This window comes from Helicobacter jaachi (assembly GCF_000763135.2).
Lineage (GTDB): Bacteria > Campylobacterota > Campylobacteria > Campylobacterales > Helicobacteraceae > Helicobacter_C > Helicobacter_C jaachi.
This window is the reverse complement of sequence record NZ_JRPR02000002.1, coordinates 237,668-262,471: the sequence shown is the minus strand read 5'-3', so window position 1 is coordinate 262,471 and position 24,804 is coordinate 237,668. Positions and strand designations below refer to the sequence as shown.

General features: G+C 41.5%; 20 protein-coding genes. 13 read left to right on the top strand and 7 right to left on the bottom strand.

Annotation, left to right across the window (positions count from 1 at the left end):
• Positions 1-8 precede the first annotated feature (8 nt).
• The 13 genes from LS71_RS04975 (at position 9) to LS71_RS04915 (ending at position 12,642) form a co-directional block, all read left to right on the top strand.
• Positions 9-1,094, top strand: coding sequence for a nitronate monooxygenase (locus LS71_RS04975; RefSeq protein WP_034354128.1), 1,086 nt, complete (start codon positions 9-11; stop codon positions 1,092-1,094).
• Complete coding sequence (locus LS71_RS04970) at positions 1,095-2,309, top strand: N-acetylmuramoyl-L-alanine amidase family protein (protein ID WP_034354131.1); 1,215 nt, start codon at positions 1,095-1,097, stop codon at positions 2,307-2,309.
• 9 nt (positions 2,310-2,318) lie between these two features.
• A complete protein-coding gene (locus LS71_RS04965; RefSeq protein ID WP_034354133.1) occupies positions 2,319-3,176 on the top strand; it encodes a hypothetical protein in 858 nt (285 codons plus the stop codon).
• Between the two features lie 12 nt (positions 3,177-3,188).
• Positions 3,189-3,905, top strand: coding sequence for a 1-(5-phosphoribosyl)-5-[(5-phosphoribosylamino)methylideneamino]imidazole-4-carboxamide isomerase (gene hisA, locus LS71_RS04960; RefSeq protein WP_034354135.1), 717 nt, complete (start codon positions 3,189-3,191; stop codon positions 3,903-3,905).
• A gap of 105 nt (positions 3,906-4,010) precedes the next feature.
• Positions 4,011-4,388: a chemotaxis response regulator CheY gene (locus LS71_RS04955; RefSeq protein WP_034354137.1), complete on the top strand. Its 378-nt coding sequence runs from the start codon at positions 4,011-4,013 to the stop codon at positions 4,386-4,388.
• Positions 4,389-4,400: 12 nt separating this feature from the next.
• Positions 4,401-5,357, top strand: a complete 957-nt coding sequence (locus LS71_RS04950) for a 50S ribosomal protein L11 methyltransferase (protein ID WP_034354140.1) — start codon at positions 4,401-4,403, stop codon at positions 5,355-5,357.
• Between the two features lie 20 nt (positions 5,358-5,377).
• Entirely contained in the window at positions 5,378-7,276 is a 1,899-nt protein-coding gene (gene ftsH / locus LS71_RS04945) for an ATP-dependent zinc metalloprotease FtsH (protein ID WP_034354142.1), read from the top strand.
• A gap of 9 nt (positions 7,277-7,285) precedes the next feature.
• On the top strand, positions 7,286-7,918 hold the full coding sequence (locus LS71_RS04940; RefSeq protein ID WP_034354145.1) for a phosphatidylserine decarboxylase: 633 nt from the start codon (positions 7,286-7,288) through the stop codon (positions 7,916-7,918).
• Positions 7,908-8,630, top strand: coding sequence for a CDP-diacylglycerol--serine O-phosphatidyltransferase (pssA, locus tag LS71_RS04935; RefSeq protein WP_034354148.1), 723 nt, complete (start codon positions 7,908-7,910; stop codon positions 8,628-8,630). The genes LS71_RS04940 and pssA overlap by 11 nt, the downstream gene beginning before the upstream one ends.
• Positions 8,631-8,695: 65 nt before the next feature.
• The gene (locus LS71_RS04930) at positions 8,696-9,661 is read left to right on the top strand and encodes a chemotaxis protein (RefSeq protein WP_034354151.1); all 966 of its coding nucleotides are present in this window, start codon (positions 8,696-8,698) and stop codon (positions 9,659-9,661) included.
• Between the two features lie 3 nt (positions 9,662-9,664).
• On the top strand, positions 9,665-10,873 hold the full coding sequence (gene nspC / locus LS71_RS04925; RefSeq protein WP_034354153.1) for a carboxynorspermidine decarboxylase: 1,209 nt from the start codon (positions 9,665-9,667) through the stop codon (positions 10,871-10,873).
• A gap of 3 nt (positions 10,874-10,876) precedes the next feature.
• Positions 10,877-11,863, top strand: a complete 987-nt coding sequence (locus LS71_RS04920) for a tRNA dihydrouridine synthase (RefSeq protein WP_034354193.1) — start codon at positions 10,877-10,879, stop codon at positions 11,861-11,863.
• A complete protein-coding gene (locus LS71_RS04915; RefSeq protein WP_238700333.1) occupies positions 11,860-12,642 on the top strand; it encodes a tetratricopeptide repeat protein in 783 nt (260 codons plus the stop codon). Before LS71_RS04920 ends, LS71_RS04915 begins: the two co-directional genes overlap by 4 nt.
• Before the next feature lie 116 nt (positions 12,643-12,758).
• Here the strand turns inward: LS71_RS04915 and LS71_RS04910 are convergent, their stop codons facing one another.
• The 7 genes from LS71_RS04910 to LS71_RS04880 all read right to left on the bottom strand — a co-directional run bounded on the left by LS71_RS04910 (position 12,759) and on the right by LS71_RS04880 (position 24,777).
• Entirely contained in the window at positions 12,759-13,583 is an 825-nt protein-coding gene (locus tag LS71_RS04910) for a cysteine ABC transporter substrate-binding protein (RefSeq protein ID WP_034354156.1), read from the bottom strand.
• Between the two features lie 128 nt (positions 13,584-13,711).
• Positions 13,712-14,644, bottom strand: a complete 933-nt coding sequence (gene accA / locus LS71_RS04905) for an acetyl-CoA carboxylase carboxyl transferase subunit alpha (RefSeq protein WP_034354159.1) — start codon at positions 14,642-14,644, stop codon at positions 13,712-13,714.
• A 10-nt stretch (positions 14,645-14,654) separates the two neighbouring features.
• Positions 14,655-15,890: a beta-ketoacyl-ACP synthase II gene (locus LS71_RS04900; protein ID WP_034354162.1), complete on the bottom strand. Its 1,236-nt coding sequence runs from the start codon at positions 15,888-15,890 to the stop codon at positions 14,655-14,657.
• A 66-nt stretch (positions 15,891-15,956) separates the two neighbouring features.
• Positions 15,957-16,193 carry an acyl carrier protein gene (gene acpP, locus LS71_RS04895; RefSeq protein ID WP_034354165.1) on the bottom strand — a complete coding sequence of 79 codons (237 nt, stop codon included), beginning with the start codon at positions 16,191-16,193 and terminating at the stop codon, positions 15,957-15,959.
• Positions 16,194-16,260: 67 nt separating this feature from the next.
• Complete coding sequence (gene fabG, locus LS71_RS04890; protein WP_034354167.1) at positions 16,261-17,004, bottom strand: 3-oxoacyl-ACP reductase FabG; 744 nt, start codon at positions 17,002-17,004, stop codon at positions 16,261-16,263.
• Between the two features lie 51 nt (positions 17,005-17,055).
• Positions 17,056-19,353, bottom strand: coding sequence for a penicillin-binding protein 1C (gene pbpC, locus LS71_RS04885; protein ID WP_034354170.1), 2,298 nt, complete (start codon positions 19,351-19,353; stop codon positions 17,056-17,058).
• A 27-nt stretch (positions 19,354-19,380) separates the two neighbouring features.
• A complete protein-coding gene (locus LS71_RS04880) occupies positions 19,381-24,777 on the bottom strand; it encodes an alpha-2-macroglobulin family protein (RefSeq protein ID WP_138109832.1) in 5,397 nt (1,798 codons plus the stop codon).
• Positions 24,778-24,804: the final 27 nt, after the last annotated feature.

The window sequence follows — 24,804 nt, the reverse complement described above, 5'->3', positions numbered from 1 at the left end:
ACATACAAATGGGATTAAAACCGCTCAAAATAGGCAAGCATACGATTAAATACCCAATTTTTCAAGGCGGTATGGGTGTGGGCATTAGCTGGGATAGATTAGCTGGCAGTGTTTCTAAAGAAGGCGCGCTAGGAATTATTAGCGCTGTTGGCACAGGATATTATCAAAAAATGCAATTTGTGGAAAAAATCACTAATTCTAAGCCCTTTGAAGCCATCAATTTCTACTCCAAGCAGGCTTTAAATGAGATTTTTAAAAATGCGCGCAAAATTTGTGGAAACAATCCGCTAGGAGCGAATATACTCTACGCGATTAATGAATATGGGCGCGTGGTGCGCGATGCGTGTGAAGCAGGTGCAAATATCATCGTAACAGGTGCAGGACTGCCTACCAATATGCCCGAATTTACTAAAAACTTCCCTGATGTCGCACTTGTGCCCATTGTCTCATCGGCTAAGGCATTAAAAATCATTTGTAAGCGCTGGATGGATAGATATGCTAAAATCCCCGATGCTGTGGTGGTTGAAGGACCACTAAGTGGCGGGCATCAAGGCTTTAGCTATGAGGATTGTTTTAAAGAAGAATATCAGCTTAAGAATCTACTCCCACAGGTAGTAGATGAAGTCAAAAAATGGGGGCATATCCCTGTTATCGCTGCGGGAGGCATTTGGGATAGAGGCGATATTGATAGAATGCTCTCTTTAGGCGCAAGCGGGGTGCAAATGGGGACAAGATGGCTAGGCTCGGAGGAATGTGATGCAAAGGCTTATCGTGATTTAATGCCCTCCGTGCGTAAAGAGGATATTGAACTAGTAAAATCCCCCGTGGGCTATCCTGCGCGCGCAGTAAAAACTGGCATATTTGATAGAATAGCACAAGGCAATGCGCCAAAAATCCGCTGCATAAGCAACTGCGTCTCTCCATGTCATAGAGGCGTGGAGGCAAAGAAGGTGGGGTATTGTATCGCAGATTCTCTAGGGAGGGGATTTATGGGTGATAGGGAACAAGGCTTGTATTTTACGGGGGCAAATGGATATAGAATCCAAAAAATTCAACCTGTAAGAGAAATTATTGCCGAGCTTGTGAGAGATTAAATGCTAAGAATCCTAACAGGATTGCTCTTTGTAGTATTATGCGCAAGCGGGGAGCATCGCATAATCAAAATGACGCCCTTTGGCGATGGAAATTTAAAAATAGTCTTCGCTCAAGATATTGCTTCACTCACATGGCAAACAAAAAAGGGGCAAGATACCACGCTCATAGACTTTGAGGCAAATCTCACTATCCCCCGCCGCAATTTTGTATTTAAGGATAATTCCACTTTGCAAGTAGCGCAAAATACGCCTAAAATCGTGCGTATTGTGCTTCGTTTGCAGCCAAAATCCACTTATGAAATCATTAAAGAAAAAGAAAATCTCTATATTTTTATTAAACCAAAAACTGCCACAAAGCCTACAAATACGCAAAAACCAACCACTAAGCCCACCACCCCACAAAAACCCCCCACAAATACCAAAGCAGATTCTAAGATAGAATCTAGGCTAAATTCTAAAAGTACTGCCAAAGAGACAAAGTCCAAGCCAAAAGATGAAATTATAGAATCTAAGAATACTAAAGATGAAAAAAAAGATACAAGAAAAAAGATAGTTATTGACGCAGGGCATGGAGGGAAAGACTGCGGCACAAGGAGTGTGGAGGGTATATGTGAAAAAATCATTGTGCTTGATGTAGCAAAGCTGCTGACCCAAGAGCTTAAATCTCGCGGGTATAAGGTCTTTATGACACGCGATAGTGATGTGTATATTGACTTGCGCAAGCGCACAGAGTTTGCAAACGCTAAGGGCGCTGATTTGTTTGTCTCTGTGCACGCTAATTCCATGCCTAAAGATTCTCCTAAAACGCCAAATGGTGTAGAAACCTACTTCCTCTCTCCTGCGCGAAGTGAGCGCGCCGAGCAGGTAGCAAAGGCTGAAAACCAAGGTGATATTGAAACTATGAGCCACTTTGCGACTAAGTCATTTCTTAATACCATTAGCGCCTTTCATCTTGTGGCATCGCATAAGCTGGCTATTGAGATACAATCTGGTATTCTTAATGAAGTAAGGACGGAGTATGACACACATGATGGCGCGGTGAGAGAGGGACCATTTTGGGTGCTAGCTGGCGCGCTTATGCCCTCTGTGCTTATCGAAATTGGCTATGCTTCGCACAAAGATGAGGGCAAACTCATAGCAAAAAAAGATTATCAAAAACTGCTTGCCCAAGGTATAGCAGACGGCATAGATGGATATTTTTTAAGAAATTACTAAGGATTGTGTATGATTAAACCTACCACGCGCATTACGGTTATTTTTTCATTACTTTTTTTCTCGCTATTTGTTTTTACTAATCTCACGCTTTTTACTTCACAATTTTCAAACTCTTTTTCACATTTGTTTTTAATTTTTATTCGTGAAAATCAATTTTTTGATAATTTAAGCGTGCTATTCTTTTTCTGCGGCTTTCTGCTTAGCAGCGCCTTTGTGATTATAAGCAGCTGGCATAAGACGAGTAATACCCTGCAGCGCATTATTATGCTCACGCTAAGCATAATATTTATCTATCTTGTCATTCTTAAAACCACGCATATCCCAGAGACAGAGGATATTATGGATTTATTTGCTATTGAGGGGAGCATTTATCATCGCGACTTTTTTGAACTGATAACAGACTATCTAGGGCGGATTGTGTTTATCTTGGGGGTGTATGCGTTTTTTGTGTATATTCCGCTTTTGTTTTTAATCTTTGGCTTGCGTCCTAACCAAGATAATCAAATCGGTGAAATGCTCTACAATATGCGCCCTTCGATGAATATCATCATAGTGGTGCTTTTTGCACTCTGCATACAGCCTTATTATTATCGCGATAATTTATATGCTTATTTGGATATTATCGCGCTTTTTGGGGGTGTTGGGCTGCTTATATATGTGATGTTTAAGCATAAAGAACTATTTGGATTCTATGAATATATGAATTTTGCCTTGCTTATTTTGGGCATTATTATCTGCATTATTTGCACTTCTGTGCTTTCTATTTCGGATAATTATTTTAATGCGCGCTATGCGTTTTTAGTCTTTGCTTTCGTGGGCTGGTGTGCAGAGTGGATGTATAATAATATTAAACCCATTGAGGATTAAAGAGGATTAGGCATGCTTGATATTTATCCTGCTATTGATTTAAAAGAAGGTAAGGCCGTGAGGCTATTTAAAGGCGATATGCGCAGTGCTACTATCTATGGAGAGGCACTAGATTTTGCTAAGACATTTGAGGATATGGGCGCAAAATACCTACACATTGTGGATTTAGATGGGGCATTTGCAGGCAGCCCACAGAATCTAGCCACGATTGAAAAGATTGTATCTGCCACAACGCTTAAAGTGCAAGTTGGCGGGGGGATTCGCAATGAAGAGTGCATAAAGCTTTATACACAAATGAGGGTAAATCGCGTGATTTTAGGCTCTCTTGCCACGCAAAATTGGGATTTTACAAAGACAATGGCTACGCTCTATCCCATAGCAGTGGGTATTGATGCGCGCAATGGCAAAGTGGCTACGCAAGGTTGGATACAAGAAGATGGCATAGATTCTCACACATTAGCCCAAAAATTCGCACAAAGCAAGGTTCAAGCCATTATCTGCACAGATATTGAGCGCGATGGAGCATTAAGCGGGATAAATATTACCTTCACAGAGCAAATGGCTAAAACTAGCGGCATTTACACTATAGCAAGTGGGGGCTTTGCCTCACAAGAGGAGCTGCACACGCTTAATCAAAATGCCTTTATTAGTGGAGTTATCGTGGGTAAAGCCTTTTATGAAAAAAAGATAGACCTTAAAGCCCTCCTAAAATCTTATCCGCAAAAATAATTTTGGTTTTTTAGAAAAAATACAAGGATTAATCTAATTTGTAAAAAAGATGTGATAGAATTGCACCTTTTATTTTTGTAGCCACAACTTAATGAAGGAGATAACTTGAAACTGCTGGTTGTTGATGATAGCTCTACAATGAGAAGAATTATAAAAAACACCCTCCAACGTTTGGGATATGAAGATATTTTAGAAGCCGAGCATGGTGTGGAGGCGTGGCAGATTATGGACACCACAGAAGGCATACAAGTGCTTATTACCGACTGGAATATGCCTGAAATGAATGGTTTGGATTTAGTTAAAAAAGTGCGCTCCGACCCACGATATACATCTATTCCAATCATTATGGTTACTACTGAGGGTGGCAAAGCTGAAGTAATTACCGCACTTAAGGCTGGAGTGAATAATTACATCGTTAAGCCTTTCACACCCCAAGTCCTCAAAGAAAAGCTTGAAGTAGTTTTAGGCGTGAATGAGGATTAATCCTCAAATGAAATGCAGGGATTGGATAAGCAGGTATATTATGAGATTATTATCCACCCTAGTGGCTTTGTAGAGCAGTTTGCCGATTTTATCCTTCAAGAAACTTCTTGCGCTGTTGAGTTTATAGATTCTATCTCCGCGCAAAATCCCTTTGCAATCACTTATGATGACGCCTCATGGCAAGGCTTTAACTTTCACATCGCACAAGCCAAACTAAGTGCGCAACCCACACAAATCATCGCTCGCCTTGAGCATATTAATCTACAAGCATTTATAGAATCTATGCAAGCATTTGCCGCTACGCTCGCGCAAAATACGCAAATGCAAGTGGGCTTTTGCTATCATATTGCTGAAAAATTAAATAAAGATTGGATAAAGGCGTATGAAGATTCTGTGCAGCCCGTGTATTGTGCTGGCTTTTATATCCGCCCTTCATGGCATAATCTGCCAAACAATATAGAATCTAGCAAGGATATTATCATAAATCCTGCCCTTGCCTTTGGCTCTGGACATCACGCAAGCACAGCTATGTGCTTAGAGCTTTTGCAAGAGGCAAATATATGTGGCAAGACATTGCTTGATGTGGGCTGCGGAAGCGGAATTTTAAGCATAGCTGCTGCCAAACTTGGCGCGCAAGTATATGCCTGCGATACAGATGCACTGTGTATTAAAGAAAGTCAAAAAAATGCTCTACTTAATCACACTACTTTTGCATCTTTATGGCAAGGTAGCATTAATAATGCCCCTAGTGAGCCTAAGCATTATGATGTGATTGTGGCAAATATCATCGCATTTGTTGTGAAGCTTTTACACAATGATTTTAAAGCAAAGCTAGCTAAAAATGGGCTTTTGATACTCTCTGGGATACTTAGTGAATATAAATTTGATATAATAGAGGCATTCAGTGATTTTAATCTGCTAGAGACACGCACTCAAGGTGAGTGGATAGCCCTAAAATTAACTTTATAAACTACCGCAAAGGAATAATAATGGAAAATCCCAATGATAAAAAACCGCCTTTTAAGCAAAATCCTTTTTTGACTTTTGCTATTTTTGTCATTCTCGCCCTCCTTTTATTTAAGCTTTTCTCGCCCAATGGAGATTCTCTCACAGATAGGCTTATGGGGGGAAGTGTTACTAAAGAGATTACCTACAATGAGCTAAAAGAGCTTATCGCACGTGGTGAGATTAGCTCTGTGAGCATTGGGCAAACTTACATTAAGGCGTATTCTACGCAAACTTCGCCGCGAGTGCTTTATACGACTAAAAAGGTAGCAGATTTGGGACTTGTGCCGCTCCTTGATGAAAAAAAGATTGAATACAGCGGCTTTAGCGAGGGGAGTTTCCTTGGTGATTTGGTTAATATGCTGCTGCCCATTTTTATCATTCTAGCGCTTTGGATATTTTTGACCGCTCGTATGCAAAAGAGCATGGGCGGGGGTATTTTTGGTATGGGCAATGCCAAAAAACTAGTCAATGCCGAAAAGCCTAATGTAAAATTTGATGATATGGCTGGTAATGCAGAGGCAAAAGAAGAGGTGGTTGAGATTGTAGATTTTCTTAAACACCCTGAACGCTATGCCGCTGTGGGCGCAAAAATCCCGCGCGGCGTGCTGCTTGTAGGACCTCCCGGCACAGGTAAGACTTTGCTGGCTAAGGCAGTGGCTGGGGAAGCAAATGTGCCATTTTTTTCTATGAGCGGGAGTAGCTTTATTGAGATGTTTGTAGGGCTTGGTGCGAGCCGCGTGAGAGATTTATTTGAAATGGCAAAAAAAGACGCGCCAAGCATTATTTTTATTGATGAAATTGATGCCATTGGGAAAAGTCGTGCCGCTGGAAGTATGGTAGGTGGAAATGATGAAAGAGAGCAAACGCTCAATCAACTTTTAGCCGAAATGGACGGCTTTGGTTCAGAATCTGCACCTGTAATCGTGCTAGCAGCGACTAATCGCCCAGAGATTCTTGACCCTGCGCTTTTGCGACCCGGGCGATTTGATAGACAAGTGCTGGTTGATAAGCCTGATTTTGAAGGGCGACTTGAGATTCTCAAAGTGCATATTAAAAATGTTGCTCTAGCGCGTGATGTGGATTTACACGAGATTGCAAAATTCACCGCTGGGCTTGCTGGGGCGGATTTAGCCAATATCATCAATGAAGCAGCCCTCCTTGCAGGGAGAGAAAACCAAAAAGAAGTAAGCCAAAAACACCTAAAAGAAGCCGTTGAGAGAGGCATTGCTGGACTTGAGAAAAAATCAAGGCGCATTTCTCCAAAGGAAAAAAAGATTGTCGCCTATCATGAAAGCGGACATGCAGTGGTGAGCGAAATGACCAAAGGCGCTGATAGGGTAAATAAAGTCTCAATTATCCCGCGCGGTATGGCAGCACTAGGCTACACACTGCACACACCTGAAGAAAATCGCTACCTTATGCAAAAGCATGAGCTTATGGCAGAAGTTGATGTACTTTTGGGTGGGCGTGCGGCTGAAGATGTCTTTTTGGGCGAGATTTCAACAGGTGCGAGCAATGACCTAGAGCGCGCTACAGGCATTTTAAAATCAATGATTAGCTATTATGGAATGAGTGATGTAAGTGGGCTTATGGTGCTTGAAAAGCAGCGCAATACTTTTCTTGGTGGTGGCGGAGGACAGAGGGAGTTTAGCGAGCATCTCGCACAAGAGATTGATGCACATATCAAAAACACCCTTGATGAGCGCTATGCGTATGTCAAAAAACTCCTAAGCGATTATAAAGACGCCATTGAAAGTATGGTAAAAGAGCTTTTTGAAAAAGAAGTGATTGATGGTGCGCGCGTGCGAGAAATTATCCAAGAATATGAAGCACAGCATAATATGCAAACTCGCCTCATTCCGCTTGAGGACGAAGAATAAGGGGGCATTATGACAACCACTACACAAATTATTGCAAAGCAAGGCTGGATAGGCGCAGGTATCCTCCTAGCAGCCTTTTTATTAAGTGTGTGTTTTGAATGGAGTGTGTGTGGCTTTGTATCTTTTATTGCGCTTATTGTGTGGCTTGTGATATTTCGCAATCCTGAACGCATTCCAAATAATGATGAGCATAATGCCTTTGTCGCGCCTGTTGATGGAATTATAAGAAATATAGAATCTAATAGTGAGCAAATAAGCATTCTTATTGAGACGCGTCTTATTGATGTGGGCGTTATACGCGCTCCTTGCGATATTGTAGAGGGGAGCGCAAGTGAAAAGAAAGGCTTAAGCTTGAACTTTTGCAGTAGAGATAAACGCAAAGTGCTTAATGGCACTATGAGCTTTAAAAATCTAGCAGATAAGCCATTTAGTATGGATTTTTATCCTGTGTTTTTTGCCTCTAATCATCTCTTTGCGCATAGTAATTTGAGTATTGGCGAGCGCATGGGCTTTATGAAACTTGGTATGACAAAGATTATTATTCCAACAGATAAAGCCCATGCAGAATTTGAACTTAAAGTGCGCATTGGCGATAGAATAAAGGCGCTGCAGAGTATCATAGGATATTTTTATGAAGTTTAATCCACTTTTTATACTCCCAAATCTTTTTACGGCTGGGAGTATTTTTCTGGGCATTTTAAGCGTGATTTATGCTTCAAAAGGTAGCTTTGAGATGTCCTGCTGGCTTATTTTAGCCTCAATGATACTTGATGGGCTTGATGGCAGGGTGGCAAGGCTTACTAATACTTCAAGTAAATTTGGCGTAGAGTTTGATTCTCTAGCTGATATCGTGGCATTTGGTGTAGCTCCTGCGATGTTACTTTACTTTTATGTGGGGGTAAATTATGGGCGTTTGGGTATGAGTGTGCCAGCTATTTTTGTCATACTTGGTGCAGTGCGCTTAGCGCGCTTTAATATTACCACAAACGCAGAGCCAAACTCCTTTATCGGGCTGCCTATTCCCTCTGCTGCGGTTGTTGTTATGCTTTGGGTGCTACTAGATTTAGAATATCACTTTATTCAAAAATATGGCTATGTTATGCTTGCTGGAAGCTTTCTTATAAGTATCCTTATGGTGAGCAATATCCGCTATCCTAGCTTTAAAAAAATGCGGTGGAATTTTAAATCTTTCATCGCTGTGATTTTACTACTTGGCATTATTTACATTAAGCCGCAAGAGACCTTATGCGCGCTGATGAGCGGATATGTGCTATATGGCGTTGTGCGTTGGATTGTGATTTTAATCAAAATGCGATTTGGCGGGAAATCTAGCCACAAAGGCAGAAATACATAAACTTATTTTTAGTGATTTTGTGCTAGTATTTGACCATTTTTTAATTTATAAAGTAGGGGTGTAACATGTCTAAAACGAGTATGTCAAACATAGACCAAGTAACAAGTCTCCACAAAAATAATGAACTACAACTCCTGTGCTTTCGTTTAGAAAAGGATAAAGATTTATATGCAGTAAATGTTTTTAAAATTCGAGAAGTGATTAAATATAGCGGTATGCTCACAGTCGTTACACATGAGAGCAATAGCCTAGTGGAGGGGCTTATTACCATTCGTGAATTGACTATTCCTCTTATTGATATGCGTAAATGGTTTTATTACGATAGCAGCAATAAGAGCAAGAACTTACGCGATTTTGGTGTGAAAAGAGCGCCGGGTGAGGAAGATATCATTATGATTTGTGAATTTTCACGCTGGACAATTGGGGTGAGAATCTATGAAGCAGATAGAATCTTAAATAAAAAATGGACAGAAATTGAGCAAGGTGTAGGTGTTGGCGGTGGCGGACATAATGGCAAGCTTGTGAGCCGCACACGATATTTTGATGGGCGTTTGGTGCAGGTGGTGGATATTGAAAAAATGCTCATTGATGTCTTTCCATGGATTGAAAAAGATAAAGAAGAGGGCATTGCTAAAATTTCTCAAGTTGAAACTACAAAAAGCATATTGCTAGCTGATGATAGCCCAACGGTTTTACGCACTATGCAGCTTATCCTTGATAAATTGGGCGTTGTGCATCATGATTTTATTAATGGCAAATATTTGCTTGATTATCTCTTTGCGCCCACAACTGATATTAGCTCCATAGGTATGATTATCACAGACCTTGAAATGCCAGAGGCAAGCGGCTTTGAGGTGATTAAGCAGGTCAAATCAAATCCTTTAACCGCCCACTTGCCAATTGTCGTTAATTCTTCTATGAGCGGAAGTAGCAATGAAGATATGGCGCGCTCGCTGAATGCCGATGAGTTTATCTCTAAATCAAATCCCGTAGAGATAGAATCTGCAGTGAGGCGATTTGCCCTCAAATAGCCAATGCGCGACTGCTCCACACTTTTTAGCCTGCCCTGCCCTGCCTATGTGCTTGAAGAAGAAAAGCTCAATACCAATCTCACGCTTTTAGATTCTATACAAAAGCAAAGTGGGGCAAAAATCCTGCTCGCCCTCAAAGGCTACGCATTTTGGAGAAAATTTGAGAATCTAAGGCGCATACTTAGTGGCAGCACAGCTAGCGGGCTATATGAGGCTAGACTAGGCTATGAAGAAATAGGCGGCGCAAAAGCAAGCAAAGAAGTCTGTGTGTTTTCACCCGCGTATAAGCCACATGAGTTTGCGCAGATTCTGCATTATGCTACACATATTATTTTTAATTCCTTTGCTCAGTGGCAGACTTTTAAGCCTATGATAGAATCTCACAATAAAGACGCTCAATTCCCTATAGAAGTGGGCTTAAGAGTAAATCCGCTTTATAGTGAAGTAGAGCCGCCTATTTATAACCCCTGCGTTGCTGGCTCAAGGCTGGGTATTACACCCCAAGCCTTTGAAGAGGGAGTGAAAATGTATGGTCTAAAAGGCATTAGCGGACTGCATTTTCATACACATTGTGAGCAGGATAGCAGCGTGCTTGCGCGCACTTTGCCGTATTTTGAAAAATATTTTGGTGCGTATTTGCATGATAAAAGTTGGGTGAATTTTGGTGGGGGACATCACATCACAAGGGCAGACTATGATTGTAGTTTGCTTATCAATCTACTCACTTCCTTTAAGCAAAAATACCACGATATTGCCATATTTTTAGAGCCCGGCGAGGCTGTGGGCTGGCAGGTGGGCTTTTTAATAGGCGAGGTGGTGGATATTGTGCATAATGAGCTAGATATTGCTATTCTTGATGTAAGTGCGAGCGCACATATGCCAGACTGCCTTGAGATGCCCTACCGCCCCGCACTCACTAAACTTTCTAAGAAATATGGTTTAGAATCTGATAAAGGTGCAAATGTCGCCAAATACGCTTATCGATTAGGCGGAGCTACTTGTTTAGCGGGCGATATTATAGGCGATTATAGCTTTGATACGCCTCTGTGCGTAGGCGATAGAGTGATTTTTGAGGATATGCTGCATTACACGATTGTGAAAAATACTACCTTCAATGGCATTCCCCTACCTGCCCTTTGCGCGATTGATACGCAGGGGAAATGGCAGCTTTTAAAAAGCTTTGATTATGCTGATTACAAGCAGAGAAACTAAATGATACATTTTGAGAATCTACTCATGCTTGCCCCGCTAGCGGGCTATACGGATTTGCCCTTTCGCAGTGTGGTGAAAGACTTTGGCGTGGATATTACCGTGAGTGAGATGATAAGCTCGCACGCGCTAGTGTTTAATAATGCCCGCACGCTTAAAATGGTAGCAAAATCCCCGCTTGAAAATCCATATAGCGTGCAGATTGCTGGCTCAAAGGAGAGCATTATCAAGCAAGCTGTGGAGATTCTAAACACGCAAGAGGGCATTGATATTATTGATTTAAATTGCGGCTGTCCCGCGCCTAAAGTGGCAAATCATGGCAATGGTAGCGGATTATTAAAAGATTTAAATTTACTTGTAAGAATTGCAAATCTTATTAAAAAAACGGCTAAAACCCCCTATACAAGCCTCAAAGTGCGCTTAGGCTTTGATAAAAAAATCCCAAATGAGCTAGCCCAAGCCCTCAAAGATGTGCAGGCAGACTTTGTAGTTGTGCATGGGCGCACGCGCGCTGATGGCTATAAAAAGGAGCGTATGGATTATGATGCCATAGCTCACATTAAGCAGCATATTTCCATGCCACTTATTGCTAATGGTGAGATTAATACCCCGCAAAAGGCTAAAGAAGTGCTAGCCCACACAGGCGCAAATGGCGTGATGATAGGCAGGGCTGCTATTACAACGCCTTGGATTTTTTGGCAGATTAAGCATAACACACAAGAAATTCCGCCTATTATCAAAAAAGAATTAGTGCTTAAGCATTTTCAAAAAATGATTGAGTTTTATGGAGAGCGGGGCGCGATAATGTTTCGCAAAAACCTGCACGCTTACGCTAAAGGGCATGATGGTGCGAGTGAATTTCGCGCTGTGGTAAATAGCCTAAGCGATGTAGATGAGATATATGAGCGCATAGAGGGGTTTTTCACGCATAATCAAATGATTACACAAAGCCTCCCCCAACTTGTGCATCTCAATAAAAGGAGTAGTGTATGAAATGCATTATGCTGTATTTAGGCTTACTCTTGTGCATATCGCGCGCCTTTGGTATAGAATCTACGCCCCTAACTGCGCAAAATGCGCCAGATTCTGTAGCAGATTCTCAAAATAAAGAAGAGGTATCCCCGCTGCTAAAAGCCATACGCGAGGCAGATTCTGAATTCTATCAAGGTGTGGTGATGTGGGTGAAAAATACCCAAGAAGCTAGCAAGTTTTTAAAAAAAGCCTGCGATGCCAAACACCCCGGCGCGTGCTTGTATTTGGGCAATTACTATGAGGTGCTTTCCACACAAAAAGGGCAAGATTCTAAACAAGCGCTCACAGATAAGCAAAGTGCGCAGTCTTATTATAAGCTAGGCTATGAGAATAGTTTGGAGGCTTGCAGGGAGGGCGCGGTGGAGTGGTGCACCATACAGGCTGTCTCGCTCATTGATGGCAGAGGGATTGAAAAAGATGTGCAGAAAGGCTTGCAATATCTTGAAGTAATGTGCGAGCGGGATATGGAGAGCGCTTGCTTTATGCTTGGCTCATACTATTTTTATGGTGTGAATGTCAAGCAGGATTTGGCAAAGGCAAGGGAGTTTAATCAAAAAGCGCTCAATCTAGATTCTCAAGCGTGCCAAGAACAAAGAATGTATGCCTGTGTGGTGAGTGCAGAAATTTATCAGCAAGGCTTAAGCGTGCCGCAGGATTTGACAAGGGCAAAAGATTACTACAATCGCGCCTGTGATTTGCGCAATCAATTTGCTTGCGATTATGTGAATAAACTCAAATAGTATACTTTATTATTATAAGAGTTTTTAAAGGGCTAGATTCTATAACTCCGCGCTGTTGCTTTTTTGATAAAGGCAGCGCGCAATCTATCAACTACTTCGTAGATTCTGTAACACTTCTAGTGATGCACAAAAATTACAGAATCCATTTTCTCCTCGCCAAAGATAGGCGCGAGTGTGCGCTCATAAGCCTCTTTGATAAAGCCTTCATGTGTGAGCGTGTCAATCTCATTATCAAGCCACTCTTTAAGCTCGATATTGCCCTTTTTAACCGCTGGAGCAATCACATCTTCCTCGCCAAGTGAAGCAATGCCCACGCCAAAGCCCTCATTTTCCATAGCCCACGCTAGCACAAGTGTATTATCATGCGCGAGCGCATCGCCTCGTTTATCCTTAAGCGCGAGAAATGCTTCTGTGTTTTGCTCATATTTAAGCAGCTCAATATCGGGGTAATTTTTTGTAAAATACATATCCGCTGTTGTGCCTTTATTGACAATGAGCTTTTTGCCCTTTAAATCATCAATGCTTTTAATCTCGCCATTAGGGGACACTACGCCAAGTGAGACCTTCATATAAGGCTTTGCAAAATCCACCACCGCTTCTCTTTCAGGCGTTTTTGTGAAATTTGCCATAATAATATCCACCTTATTAGAGCGCAAAAACTCTACGCGTGAAGCCGCTTCTGTAAGGACAAACTCAACTTTGCTTTCATCGCCTAGCAAATCTTTTACGATGCGCTTTGAAATATATACATCAAAGCCATCATTTTGCCCTTTTTCATTAATAAACCCAAAAGGCGGCTTATCGCTAAATACGCCGATGCGCACCACGCCCTTTTGCTTAATCTGCTCAAGCGTGCTTGTCTTTTCCTCCTGCTTATCTGCACATGCATTTAAGCCGATGATAAAGGCTACGCCTAGCAGTGCTACTAATATTTTTTTCATGTTTGCTCCTTTGTTTCATGTAAGCGTGCATTGTGCCATAAGAAAATATGTAGGGAGTAAATATAAGAATAAACTTCATTTAGGCTTTTGCCTACTTGCCACATAGAATCTAGTGCGAATTTTGCGCGCTACGCTTCAGCAAAAGCCCCATAACTCATAAGCTTTTCATAGCGTTTATCCAAATAATCTTTATCGTGCAAAACTGCATTGAGGGCTTTAAGATAATAAGATTCTATCGCCTTTGCTGCGCTTTGCTTATCCCTATGCGCACCGATGAGCGGCTCATCAATCACATCATCAATAAGCCCGCATTTTTTGAGTTCAGGAGGGGTGATTTTAAGGGCTTTTGTCGCAGATTCTATCTTTGAGGGGTCATTCCACAAAATAGCTGCGCAGCCCTCTGGCGAAATAACACTAAAAACAGAATACTGCATCATCGCTAATCTATCTGCCACGGCAATGGCTAATGCTCCACCGCTACCGCCCTCGCCAATAACAATAGCAATGGTTGGCGTTCTAAGTCCTGCAAATACTTGCAAATTTTTTGCAATAGCCTCGCTTTGCCCGCGCTCCTCCGCACCTAAACCCGGATAAGCCCCTTGTGTATCTACAAGCATAAGAATAGGGATAGCAAATTTCTCTGCAAGCTTAGCAGCGCGCAAAGCCTTGCGATAGCCTTCAGGGCTTGGCATACCAAAATTACGCACAAGCTTATTTTTCGTGCCTCGCCCTTTCTCCTCGCCAATTATCATAGTGGTTTGCCCACCAACCTTGCCAAGAAAGCACACAATTGCCTTATCATCTCTAAAATGCCTATCACCGCTAATTTCATAGCCATCTTTGCATATAAGTTCTATATAATCTAGCGCATATGGGCGGTCTGGGTGACGCGCTAGCTGCAATTTTTGATAATCGCTAATGTGAGAATATACATGGGAAACTTCTTTTTCAAGCTCTTTTTGCAGGATTGCTTGAGCGTGTGTATCGCCGCGCACAAGGGCAGATTCTATATCATCTTGGAGATTTTTAATTTTCTGCTCAAAATCAAGATATGTAGCCATTGCCCACCTCTTAGATTCTGCTAAAAATCACAACCCCATTTGTGCCGCCAAAGCCAAATGAGTTGCTCATAACAACATCAATCTTTGCCTCACGCGCATGATTTGGAATATAATCAAGGTCACATTCAGGGTCTGGATTCTCTTGATTAATAGTCGGAGGTAGAATGCCCTTTTGCATAGCCATAATAGATATAATAGCCTCCAAAGCACCAGCTGCACCCAAACAATGCCCGATTTGCCCTTTAGTTGAACTCACTGGAGGGACATTATCTTTGCCGCCAAAAGCAGTTTTAAGCGCCATAGTTTCATACAAATCATTATAAGCCGTGCTAGTGCCGTGTGCATTAATGTAATCCACAGGTCTATTTGCCATTCTAAGCGCGGCTTTCATAGCGCGCAAAGCTCCTTCACCCTGCGGAGCAGGCGTAGTGATATGATTAGCATCGCCACTTTCACCAAAGCCTATAAGCTCTGCATAAATAGTCGCTCCACGCTTTTTAGCACTCTCATACTCTTCAAGCACCAATGCCCCTGCACCCTCACCCATTACAAAGCCATTGCGCTCTTTATCAAAGGGACGAGAAGCCTTGCTAGGCTCATCATTTCTATCGCTTAAAGCCTTCATCGCCGCAAAACCTCCAATGCCCACAGGGCAAATAGAAGATTCTGAAGCCACCACGAGCATCACATCTGCACCATTAAGCATAATAGTCTTTGCCGCCTCACTAATAGCATGTGTGCCTGCTGCACACGCTGTAACGCTCGCAAGATTTGGACCTTTAAGCGCGTATTCAATGGACACAAAGCCCCCAAGCATATTCACAAGAGCAGAGGGGATAAAAAATGGGTTAATGCGGCGAGGACCTTTCTGCTCACAGGCAATGGAGTTTTTCTCAATATTGCCAAGCCCACCAATGCCAGCAGCAGAGCTTACGCCAAATCTTTCTCCAAGTGTGGCATTTATCGTATTCCCTTCAAGTAGCCCGCTCTCATACATCGCCTCTTTTGCGGCTTTTAGCCCAAGCTGGATAAATCTATCAGCCTTTTTTATTTCGCGCGCATCAAGGACTTCTTCGGGATTAAAATCTGTAATTTCGCCAGCAATTTTAACAGGGAATTGCTCCACATCAAAGCAAGAAATTCTTTTAATTCCACACTGCGCGTTGATAATAGCATTAAAAGAGTCGCTTTTATTTAATCCTAGTGAGTTAATCATTCCTAGACCGGTTACTACTACTCGGCGCATTTATAATCCTTTGCAAATATGATAATGGGTGAGTTGGGATACAGCCCACGCGAGTGGATTCTGTATTTAGGATTTTTTGTGAGCTTGAATATAGGCTACAACATCATTTACGGTTTTGATTTTTTCAGCATCTTCATCAGGAATTTCAATTGAAAATTTTTCCTCAAGAGCCATAACGAGTTCAACAACATCAAGAGAATCTGCATTCAAATCTTCAATAAATCTAGATTCTGGCTTTACCTCATTTGCATCAACGCTCAGTTGCTCTACTACCACCGCCTTTACACTCTCAAATGTATCCATGTCTTTGCTCCTTATTTTAAACTTAAAAGCTACCATTATAGCAAAGATTTGTTAAATAACAACTTTGCTACATATAAAGCCCACCATTCACCTTTAGCACCTCGCCAGTAATGTATGCAGAGGCATTTGAGAGCAAAAATGCCACCGCTTGGGCGACATCTTCTGCCTCGCCAAAGCGCGCAAGCGGTATATTTTTCATATAATTTTCGGCTACTTCGGGCTTAAGCTCATCAGTCATATCGCTCCTAATAAAGCCGGGTGTTACGCAATTAAAGCGTATATTGCGCGGCGCACCCTCATATGCAAAGGATTTACTCATAGCTATCATACCTCCCTTGCTTGCTGCATAATTTGTCTGCCCCATATTGCCGCGCTCACCGATGATTGAAGCGATATTTACCACACTTCCAAATCGCTGCTTGCCCATAATTTTTAAAGCCTCCCTGCAGCCAATAAAGCAGGATTTCAAATTTGCCTCCAATACACTCTCAAAATCCGCCACACTCATACGCAAGGCAAGTTTATCATTTGTAATGCCAGCATTATTGACAAGATAATCTAAAACCCCATCGCTCTCAACAATCACCTTAAGTCCGGCTATAAACTCTGCTTCAATGCTCGCATCAAATTTAATGAGCGCTGCTTTATTGCCACTAGATTCTATATCATGCTTTAGAGCTTCTGCAAGCTCGGGCTTTGAGCGATAATTTATCCATACTTTTAGCCCATATCCTGCCAATGTTTTAGCAATTTGCGCACCAATGCCTTTACTCGCGCCTGTGATTAATACATTTTGTCCTTGAAATGTCATTATTGCTCCTTGTTTTTAGCCTAATCTTAGCCTATTTTGACTAATTTTTGCTCACTCAATACTAAAACTAATGCTATCCATGCTGCCATCTTCGCCTATGATACTAAGTGTATGCTCGCGGCGTGGGAGGGAGAGTTTGAGACTAGATTGATTAGAAGTATGGATAAGTGTTTTATTAAGATACCACGCAATACACTGATTTTTAAGATTAGCAATATTTATAATCAACTCTTTTTGCCCATCAAAATCTTTTGGCAAAATGATTTTAAGCCCATTTGTGGGGTAAATAAACTGCACATGTTTGGCTTGCTTATTTAAATGCTTTGCAATATTTATATGTTGCGATTTATAGTATGCTAGCACATTTGTGGGGAGATGAAGCATAAGCGCGGGCTTAGCGTGTATAAAATCCTCACTTATAGAATCTACCTCCTTATCCGCTGCAAGAAACACCTTTTTATAAAAAGGAGAGGTTTGTAGCGGCTTTGCCTGCGTAGGATAGAGGATATATTGCATACTTTTATCAAGGCTGCTTTGCCTAAGTAAGGCTTTATACTCATCACTAAGCGTATAGCCACTAAATTTATCCACCTCAATATATTTTAAATCTGACGCTGGAAGCGTAAAAGTAAGATTATTATCTGGCAAAGATTCTAAGATTTCAAAAAGAAGTGTGCCTGCAGTGCTTGCACCAAAGATATTAGGATTTGCCTTGCCTGTGAAATTCCCCACCCAAACAACAATAGTATATTTTGGGCTAACACCCGCCGCCCACGCATCTTTCCTGCCATAGCTCGTGCCACTTTTCCATGAAAATGCCATTTTTGCCCTGTGGTAATCCAAATCACCCTCGCGCTGCAATTCTTTAAGCGTTTGGAGCGTAAGATAAGCACTGCCTTTAGAAAAAAACCGCTTGTTAGGCTTTGTGGGAGCATTTAGCATAATAGACAAATCACCAAATTCGCCATAATTCCCTAACCCTCGATAAAGTCTAGCAATTTCAAGCATACTTAATTCCTTTGAGCCAAGTATAAGCGAAAGTCCATAAGTATAGGCATTGCTAGGCTTTAGCTGCGCCATATCTTGCAGGGTGAAAAAAAATTTCTCATACCCATAAGTTTGTAATAATTTCACAAAAGGCACATTGAGGGATTTTTGCAAGGCATATTGAGCGCGCACCAAGCCTGCATAAGTTTTTGTAGCATTTTGTGGATTAAAATTTGAAAAAAATAGCGGCACATCAACAAGCAAACTTTCAGGAGCTATCAAGCCCTCATCTATACTTAGAGCATACAAAAATGGTTTAAGCAATGAGCCGGGTGAGCGCATAGCACTCACGCCATCAATTTGCCCAAAATGCGCTATGTCTAAAAAATCCTGCGAACCGATGTAGGATAGAATCTGCCCGCTTTTCGTATCCACTACAAGCGCGGCTAGATTTAAAATGCCTTGTGGCAAGAGCTTTGTATGATATTGCTTAACCTTAGATTCTAAGCGCATTTGCAAATCTTTGTCGATAGTGGTGGTGATGTTATTTTGCCCTATTTGAGATGCAAGCTTTAGGCTAATATGTGGCGCGATGTTACGATGGTGCATTTTGCGCCAAGTGATAGGCTCTCTTAAAGCAAGCGATAAAATATGCTCATCAAAATACCCCCTCTGGTGCATTTTATATAAAAGCGCATCGCGCTTAGTTTTTAGAATCTGCGTATTTTTTTGGAGATTAATAAGCCCTGGTGCATTTGGTAAGACTGCAAGGAGAGCAGATTCTGCCCAAGTGAGAGATGCAGAATCTTTATTAAAATATAAAAGTGCTGCTGAATGATAACCAATGATATTGCCCCCATAGGGCGCGTTATTAAGATACATACTTAAAATCTCATCTTTATCATACGCGCATTCAAGGGCAAAAGCTTGCATAATTTCATTAAATTTATTCGCATAAGTGCGCTTAGGCTTTAAATAAAGCTTAACTACTTGCATAGTTATGGTGCTACCGCCTGTGCGCTGGGAGAAAAAAAGATTATTTTTAATACTACGCATAAGGGCAAGTATATCAATGCCATAATGGCTCTCAAAGCGTTTATCCTCATAGGTTAAAACAGCCGCGCGCAGCTTGTCGGGCACAGGTATGTAAGATTTGATATGCCACTGCTCATTAGGTGTAAGAAATACGCTTAAAATGCGATTATGCCTATCAAGCACGCTTTTACTATACATAGATTCAAATAAGTCGCTATGTGGCGTAAGCCTAGTATAAAACTGCATAAACACACCCGCGCCATAGCAGCACACAAGGACTAAAAGCCCCGCTACGCACACGCTTATTGCTTTCAAATAGGGAAACATCGCTCCACTTCCCTATGATTATCTTTCTTACTTAGAGGTTATAACCACTGGGAGAGAGGCTGTATTTGCCAAAAAACTATTATCATACATCGCCTCTGCTGTGGCTGGTGGCAAGACATACTCTCCGGGCGTTATGGTATTAATCTTTACAAATATCTTGCGCTCTGCTGCTTTTTGGCTATTAAAATCTAAAAACCACATCACTCTATCATCGCGCATATCAGTGTAATCCGCGTCATTACGCGCAAAATTTGGCAGATATTCATCACTAAGCCTTGTATTTTCAATCTCCCACCCACTAGGCAGAATCTGCGTGATAGCCACATTTTTAATATCTACAGCCTTATTGGCATTTGTAAGCGTAAGGCTTAGATAAAAGCTACTCCCTGAAGGCAAGGAGCTTACATCAATAGGCTTGCCCTGCTCATCGTAAAACTCGCGTGAAAGGGCAATTTTTTGCGCATTTGGCTTTATATCTTTCTCAAGCAAAATGCCCTCCCACACTTGATTTACATACAAAGGCTTATCACTTTGGGAGATGAGTTTAGCAGTCTCTGCGCTAAAAGGCACTTTTATAGAATCTAGCGCCTCATCATAGACTTTGCCCGCAAGGCTAAATTTCATAGGCGTTATAGAATCTGCTTTCACGCTAGCATTATTGCCCGCTAGTGCTAGCAAAGAAAATCCTAGCGTTTGTGTAGAATACCACTCTTGTCCCTCAAGCTGCTCTTGGATATAAGCTGCAAGCTCCGCTTTTGGGGTTTTATAAATATCTGTGTAGGCTTTGAGTATTATCGCATCATCGCGCAAGTTTGAGCCATAGCTATCTTTGTAATAAGACTCATCGTGCTTTGGGCTTTTTGTGGGGAGATTATGCGTAATTTTTTGCGCGATATCATCTATGCTAGCAAGCTTATACGCCGCAGCAAGTAGCCATTTATCACTTATGTCTAAATCATTAAAATTATGCTCATAAATGTAATTTAATAACCCCAATTGTGGCTCACCTGCTAATGAAAGCAAATAAAGCGGATAGATTGCTTGCTTAGCCGGAGCATTTTTCACATAATAAGTCTCATAGTTTATCCAAGCCTTAAGCATATCTTGAGGCACATAATAACCCTGTGCTTTGGCTAAAAGTAAGAAATGCCCCGCATACGCGCTCCCCCACGCATCTGCACTATTCCCACCCTGCCAATACGCAAATCCACCATCAGTTGTTTGAAAAGTCGCAATGCGCGAAATGCCTGCATTAATATCTTTTACTATTTGAGCCTTATTTATAGAATCTGCTCCGCTTAAATGGAGAAAAAGTTGAGATATAAGACTTGATGTAGTTTGCTCAATGCAGCCATAAGGATAGCGTATAAGCCAGCGCAAACGATGCTCAATGCCCATAATAGGGCTTTGACTTATAAGCACATAGCCCATTTGAGAATCCTTAATGTAATGCTTTGGATTCTGTAATGTAAGCGTGGCATTAGGCTCAAGGGTAAATTTCTTGCTTAAAGTCGTGTAGGGATTAAAGGGCAAAATATCAATATCTGTGCGCTCTTGCATGGTAAAATCACCATTTTCTAGCACAATATCAATAAAATCCTGCCCGATAGAATCTGGACTAACTTTGGCATTTGTATGAACAATTTGTGACGCGGTATCGCTAAAATCAAGCGTAAATGTCTGTTTGTCAAGGTGGATTTTATCCCCGCTTGTGAGTTTTAGCGTAGTTTTACCTGCTTTGTGTTGTGTGGGCACAACCTCAATGGCAAGACTAAAAACATCGCCAATCTTTAAGCTCCTAGGAATGGTTGAGAGCATAGCCACAGGTGCGCTTACTTGCATATTTTGCGCAGCGGCGCCATAGGAGGTATCATTGAGCGCTACTGCCATAATGCGCACACTGCCCATATATGCGGGCATTTTGTATGTAACTTCTGCCCTGCCCTGCTCATCACTCATAATAGGAGGCGTGTAAAATGCCACAGGCTTAAATCTTTGGGCTTGGCTTAAATCTTTGCGCTGCGCACTTGCTAGCATCATATCACCCCCCACTTTAAACACCTTGTGAATCTGCCCCATATCGCGTCCGATGATTAAGTCATAATTATCAAAACTCTCTAGCATAAAAGCTAGCTTTTGATAAAAATACGCCCATGGATTTGGCGAGATGAAATCTGTTAAATTAAGCAAGCCTTCATCTACCACAGCCACGCTATAGGCGACTTTCTTGCTCTCTTTATTAGAAAGCTTAATGCTAAAATCAGTATTAGGGCGGATTGATTGTGGGGCTTGCAATGCGAGGTTAAGTTTAGATTCTGTATTTTCAACCATTATAGGAATAACGCCATAAAGCCTTTGTGCGCGGTCATTATCAAGCTTTTTATAATCTTGCAATACGCTCACGCTCACATACACATTAGGCGCATAAGAATCTTTAAGCAAAAGCTCAAAGCTGCTCTCTGTATCCTTTGTATCAAGCCAAAATCGCTCTAGGACTTTGTTCGCACTTACCACACTCACCAAAGCCTTAGCATCTTGGACACTCTCAAAGCTTATTTTTGCGCGTTCACCCGCTTGATATTGGGATTTATCCGCTTTTATGGCTAGCGTATTAGCTTTGGGATTAAGCGAGGGCTCACCAGACATACCCACATAAAACAAAACCGCACTCGTGTTGTGATTTTGCATATCTTCTACTTCAAGGAGCATTTCGCCATGCTGTGTAGGCGTGAAATCAAGCATAATAGGCTTATCACTTGATGTAAGCGAACCCTCTTGAATAAGCTTTGTATGGCGACTAGACTTCATTGAGCGCGCAAAGCTATCATAACTATCATAATCCCACCACCACGAATGCGCGCTGTGGTAGATTCTATAAGTAAGGGGACGATTAGCAAGGAGTTTTTGGCTATCTTTTGATAGCACAATGATTGGGATTTTAAGATGAGAATCTAGGCTCACTTCTGCCTTTGGCGCTTTAATACCAACAAAGCTATCAAAAAGCGTAATATCTATATTTTTGCGCGCCATCACATATCGCCCGCCATTTTCAAAAACTTTCACGCTCATAAACGCGCGCAGATTCTGATTAAGATGCTCTAAATCATTGACATTAAAAATTCCCTCAACAAAGCCTTTAGAATCTAGCTGCCCTTCTTGCGTATCATTAAAGCTATAGCGCAGTGATGAGGGATTAGCAAAAGTATAATCCCTATACACTTTAGGCGTAAAATCTACACCTTGAATATACATTTGATTCGTATAAGTGAGATTTGCCGCAGGCGCGCCAAAGAGATAAGATGAAGAAATTGCATAAGGTATGCTGTCATACTCCGCAATTTGTGCTTGTGTGAGTTCCTCATCTGTTTTAAGCTCCACTTTAATGCGATTTGGCACTACAGATTCTAAAGATACATTATGCCAAAATGCACTTCCGCCCACATCTGCTTGAATGCGCCAAACGCCTGTTGGTGCGTTTTTGTCTGTATCAAACTCATAATTAAAAAATCCAAAGAGATTGTCTGTAAGCTTTTGCTTATCAACCACCTTTTTACCCTGCGGAGAGGTGATACTAATATAAATAGGGTGAGTTATGGGCTTAGAATCTGCGCGCGCAATGATATTAATATGTGCCTTTTCGCCCGGGCGATATACGCCTCTATCGGTATAAATGTAGGCATTCACACCCTGTGTGGATTCTAAACCTTTCACATCAAAACTATCTAATGCCAAAGGCGCATTAAGGCGCAAAATAGTCGTGCTATCCCCCTTAGTCGCGCTAAGATACATCACATCTTTTAGATTCTCAAAAGTAGCTATGCCCTGCTCATTGGTATTTGCTTTTGCTATACTTTGATTTTTATGGCTAATGGCTTGTATTTGCACTTGAGAAAGGGGCTTATTGCTTGCTATATCAAGGGCGAAAACTTCTAGTTTATCATTTATCCTTTGGGCTATAAGCGCGATATTTGAGAAAATCAAATGTTTTTGAATAGTGCCATTTTTTCTTAGAAAATAGGCATTATCATAGGATTGAGCCTTAAGCGATTTAGCATCTACATCATCTGCGCCAAAGCTAAGCTCAACGATAAAAATGCCCTCTTTGGCTTTCAGCGCTGAAAAATCAAGCTGATTTTGAATCCACTCATTGGCTTGATTTGGTATATCAAAGCTCTGCTCAAACACCACATCGCCAAGCTGCTCAAAGTCGCTGTATATGCCATATGTATCATATTCATCATAGGCGTTATTTGCGTTATATTTGACATCGCCGATGAGATTTTGCTTATAAAGATAGGCAGTGATGTTATTAGGATAGATTCTGCTTATTTTTAAATGGACGCGATTGACATTTATGCTTTTAAAAGAGAGTTTTTTATCCGCAATAGTGGGCAAAAACACGCCTTGTTGAGAAAATACAAGCGAAGGAGGCAGCGGCTCAAAAATTATGCGCTCCTCTCTTGGGCTTTTAAGCTCTAAGCCATCAATGCTTTTAATACCCTCTTTCACGCGCACGGTGTAAGGCTTAGCAATGCCAAAAGGCGCGCTAATAATAAGCTTATTGCCTGATTTGGCGATATTGGCTGCAATATTTGGCGTAATGGAGATAAAATCCTGTATATTGGCATTATCTGCAAGGATTTGCGAAAAAGATATAGTAATAGAGGGCTTTTGGCTTGAGTTAGCCGCTATATCCTCCACCTCAAGCCCACGAGCTGTGCGCACATAGCGCAAAACTTCATCTTCTTCAAAGCCAAAATAGTCCGCCTTAAGGGTAAGCGTGTAAGTTTTTGGCGCTTGCTCTATAGGCAATGCCTCGCTTTGGATATTTATCTCATCTTTTTGACTTTCAAAGCTAAAGGGTATTTGAGAACCTGCATCATCGCTTAGGCTTATTATCTTGGCTTTAAAATCCACGCTTTGTGCTTTCAAAGCCTCGCGTATATCACTTGTATCTATTATCTGCGATAAGCTAATGCGTGCATTTAAGTAAAATGATTTTTCATCTATATAATCAGGCTCCAAAGAGGCGCTAAGCACTTCTGTTGGCTTGGTGTGAAGTTTAAGATTAAGATTATCCTCTAGCATAGAATCTACAAGCTTTGAAAGCTTAATTTCTAAGCGATACTCCGCATTTGGCTTTAGTGCTGGCACACTTGGGATAATAAGCAGCTCATAAGTGGATTTAAACGCATAATCTGCCCTAATAGCCTCTCCATTAAGGGCAATAATCTTATCATTTTTATCCGCCGTATGTATGCTGCCCTGCTTATCTTGAGTAGTAATTGGCTCATTAAAAGTAATAAGTATTTTAGGCATAGTAGCAATCTCTTGCGTATAGGAGCTTACTGATTTATTATCCGAACACGCCACAAATAACACACAAAGCAGCATAAGCCATATTTTATATATATGTTTGCGCATAACTCACTCCCAAAATAAAAAATAGCG

Coding starts and splice junctions, on each gene's coding strand:
- LS71_RS04975 (WP_034354128.1), top strand. CDS start 9: ATGGGATTAAAACCGCTCAAAATAGGCAAGCATACGATTAAATACCCA.
- LS71_RS04970 (WP_034354131.1), top strand. CDS start 1,095: ATGCTAAGAATCCTAACAGGATTGCTCTTTGTAGTATTATGCGCAAGC.
- LS71_RS04965 (WP_034354133.1), top strand. CDS start 2,319: ATGATTAAACCTACCACGCGCATTACGGTTATTTTTTCATTACTTTTT.
- hisA (WP_034354135.1), top strand. CDS start 3,189: ATGCTTGATATTTATCCTGCTATTGATTTAAAAGAAGGTAAGGCCGTG.
- LS71_RS04950 (WP_034354140.1), top strand. CDS start 4,401: ATGCAGGGATTGGATAAGCAGGTATATTATGAGATTATTATCCACCCT.
- ftsH (WP_034354142.1), top strand. CDS start 5,378: ATGGAAAATCCCAATGATAAAAAACCGCCTTTTAAGCAAAATCCTTTT.
- LS71_RS04940 (WP_034354145.1), top strand. CDS start 7,286: ATGACAACCACTACACAAATTATTGCAAAGCAAGGCTGGATAGGCGCA.
- pssA (WP_034354148.1), top strand. CDS start 7,908: ATGAAGTTTAATCCACTTTTTATACTCCCAAATCTTTTTACGGCTGGG.
- LS71_RS04930 (WP_034354151.1), top strand. CDS start 8,696: ATGTCTAAAACGAGTATGTCAAACATAGACCAAGTAACAAGTCTCCAC.
- nspC (WP_034354153.1), top strand. CDS start 9,665: ATGCGCGACTGCTCCACACTTTTTAGCCTGCCCTGCCCTGCCTATGTG.
- LS71_RS04915 (WP_238700333.1), top strand. CDS start 11,860: ATGAAATGCATTATGCTGTATTTAGGCTTACTCTTGTGCATATCGCGC.
- LS71_RS04910 (WP_034354156.1), bottom strand. CDS start 13,583: ATGAAAAAAATATTAGTAGCACTGCTAGGCGTAGCCTTTATCATCGGC.
- accA (WP_034354159.1), bottom strand. CDS start 14,644: ATGGCTACATATCTTGATTTTGAGCAGAAAATTAAAAATCTCCAAGAT.
- LS71_RS04900 (WP_034354162.1), bottom strand. CDS start 15,890: ATGCGCCGAGTAGTAGTAACCGGTCTAGGAATGATTAACTCACTAGGA.
- acpP (WP_034354165.1), bottom strand. CDS start 16,193: ATGGATACATTTGAGAGTGTAAAGGCGGTGGTAGTAGAGCAACTGAGC.
- fabG (WP_034354167.1), bottom strand. CDS start 17,004: ATGACATTTCAAGGACAAAATGTATTAATCACAGGCGCGAGTAAAGGC.
- pbpC (WP_034354170.1), bottom strand. CDS start 19,353: ATGTTTCCCTATTTGAAAGCAATAAGCGTGTGCGTAGCGGGGCTTTTA.
- LS71_RS04880 (WP_138109832.1), bottom strand. CDS start 24,777: ATGCGCAAACATATATATAAAATATGGCTTATGCTGCTTTGTGTGTTA.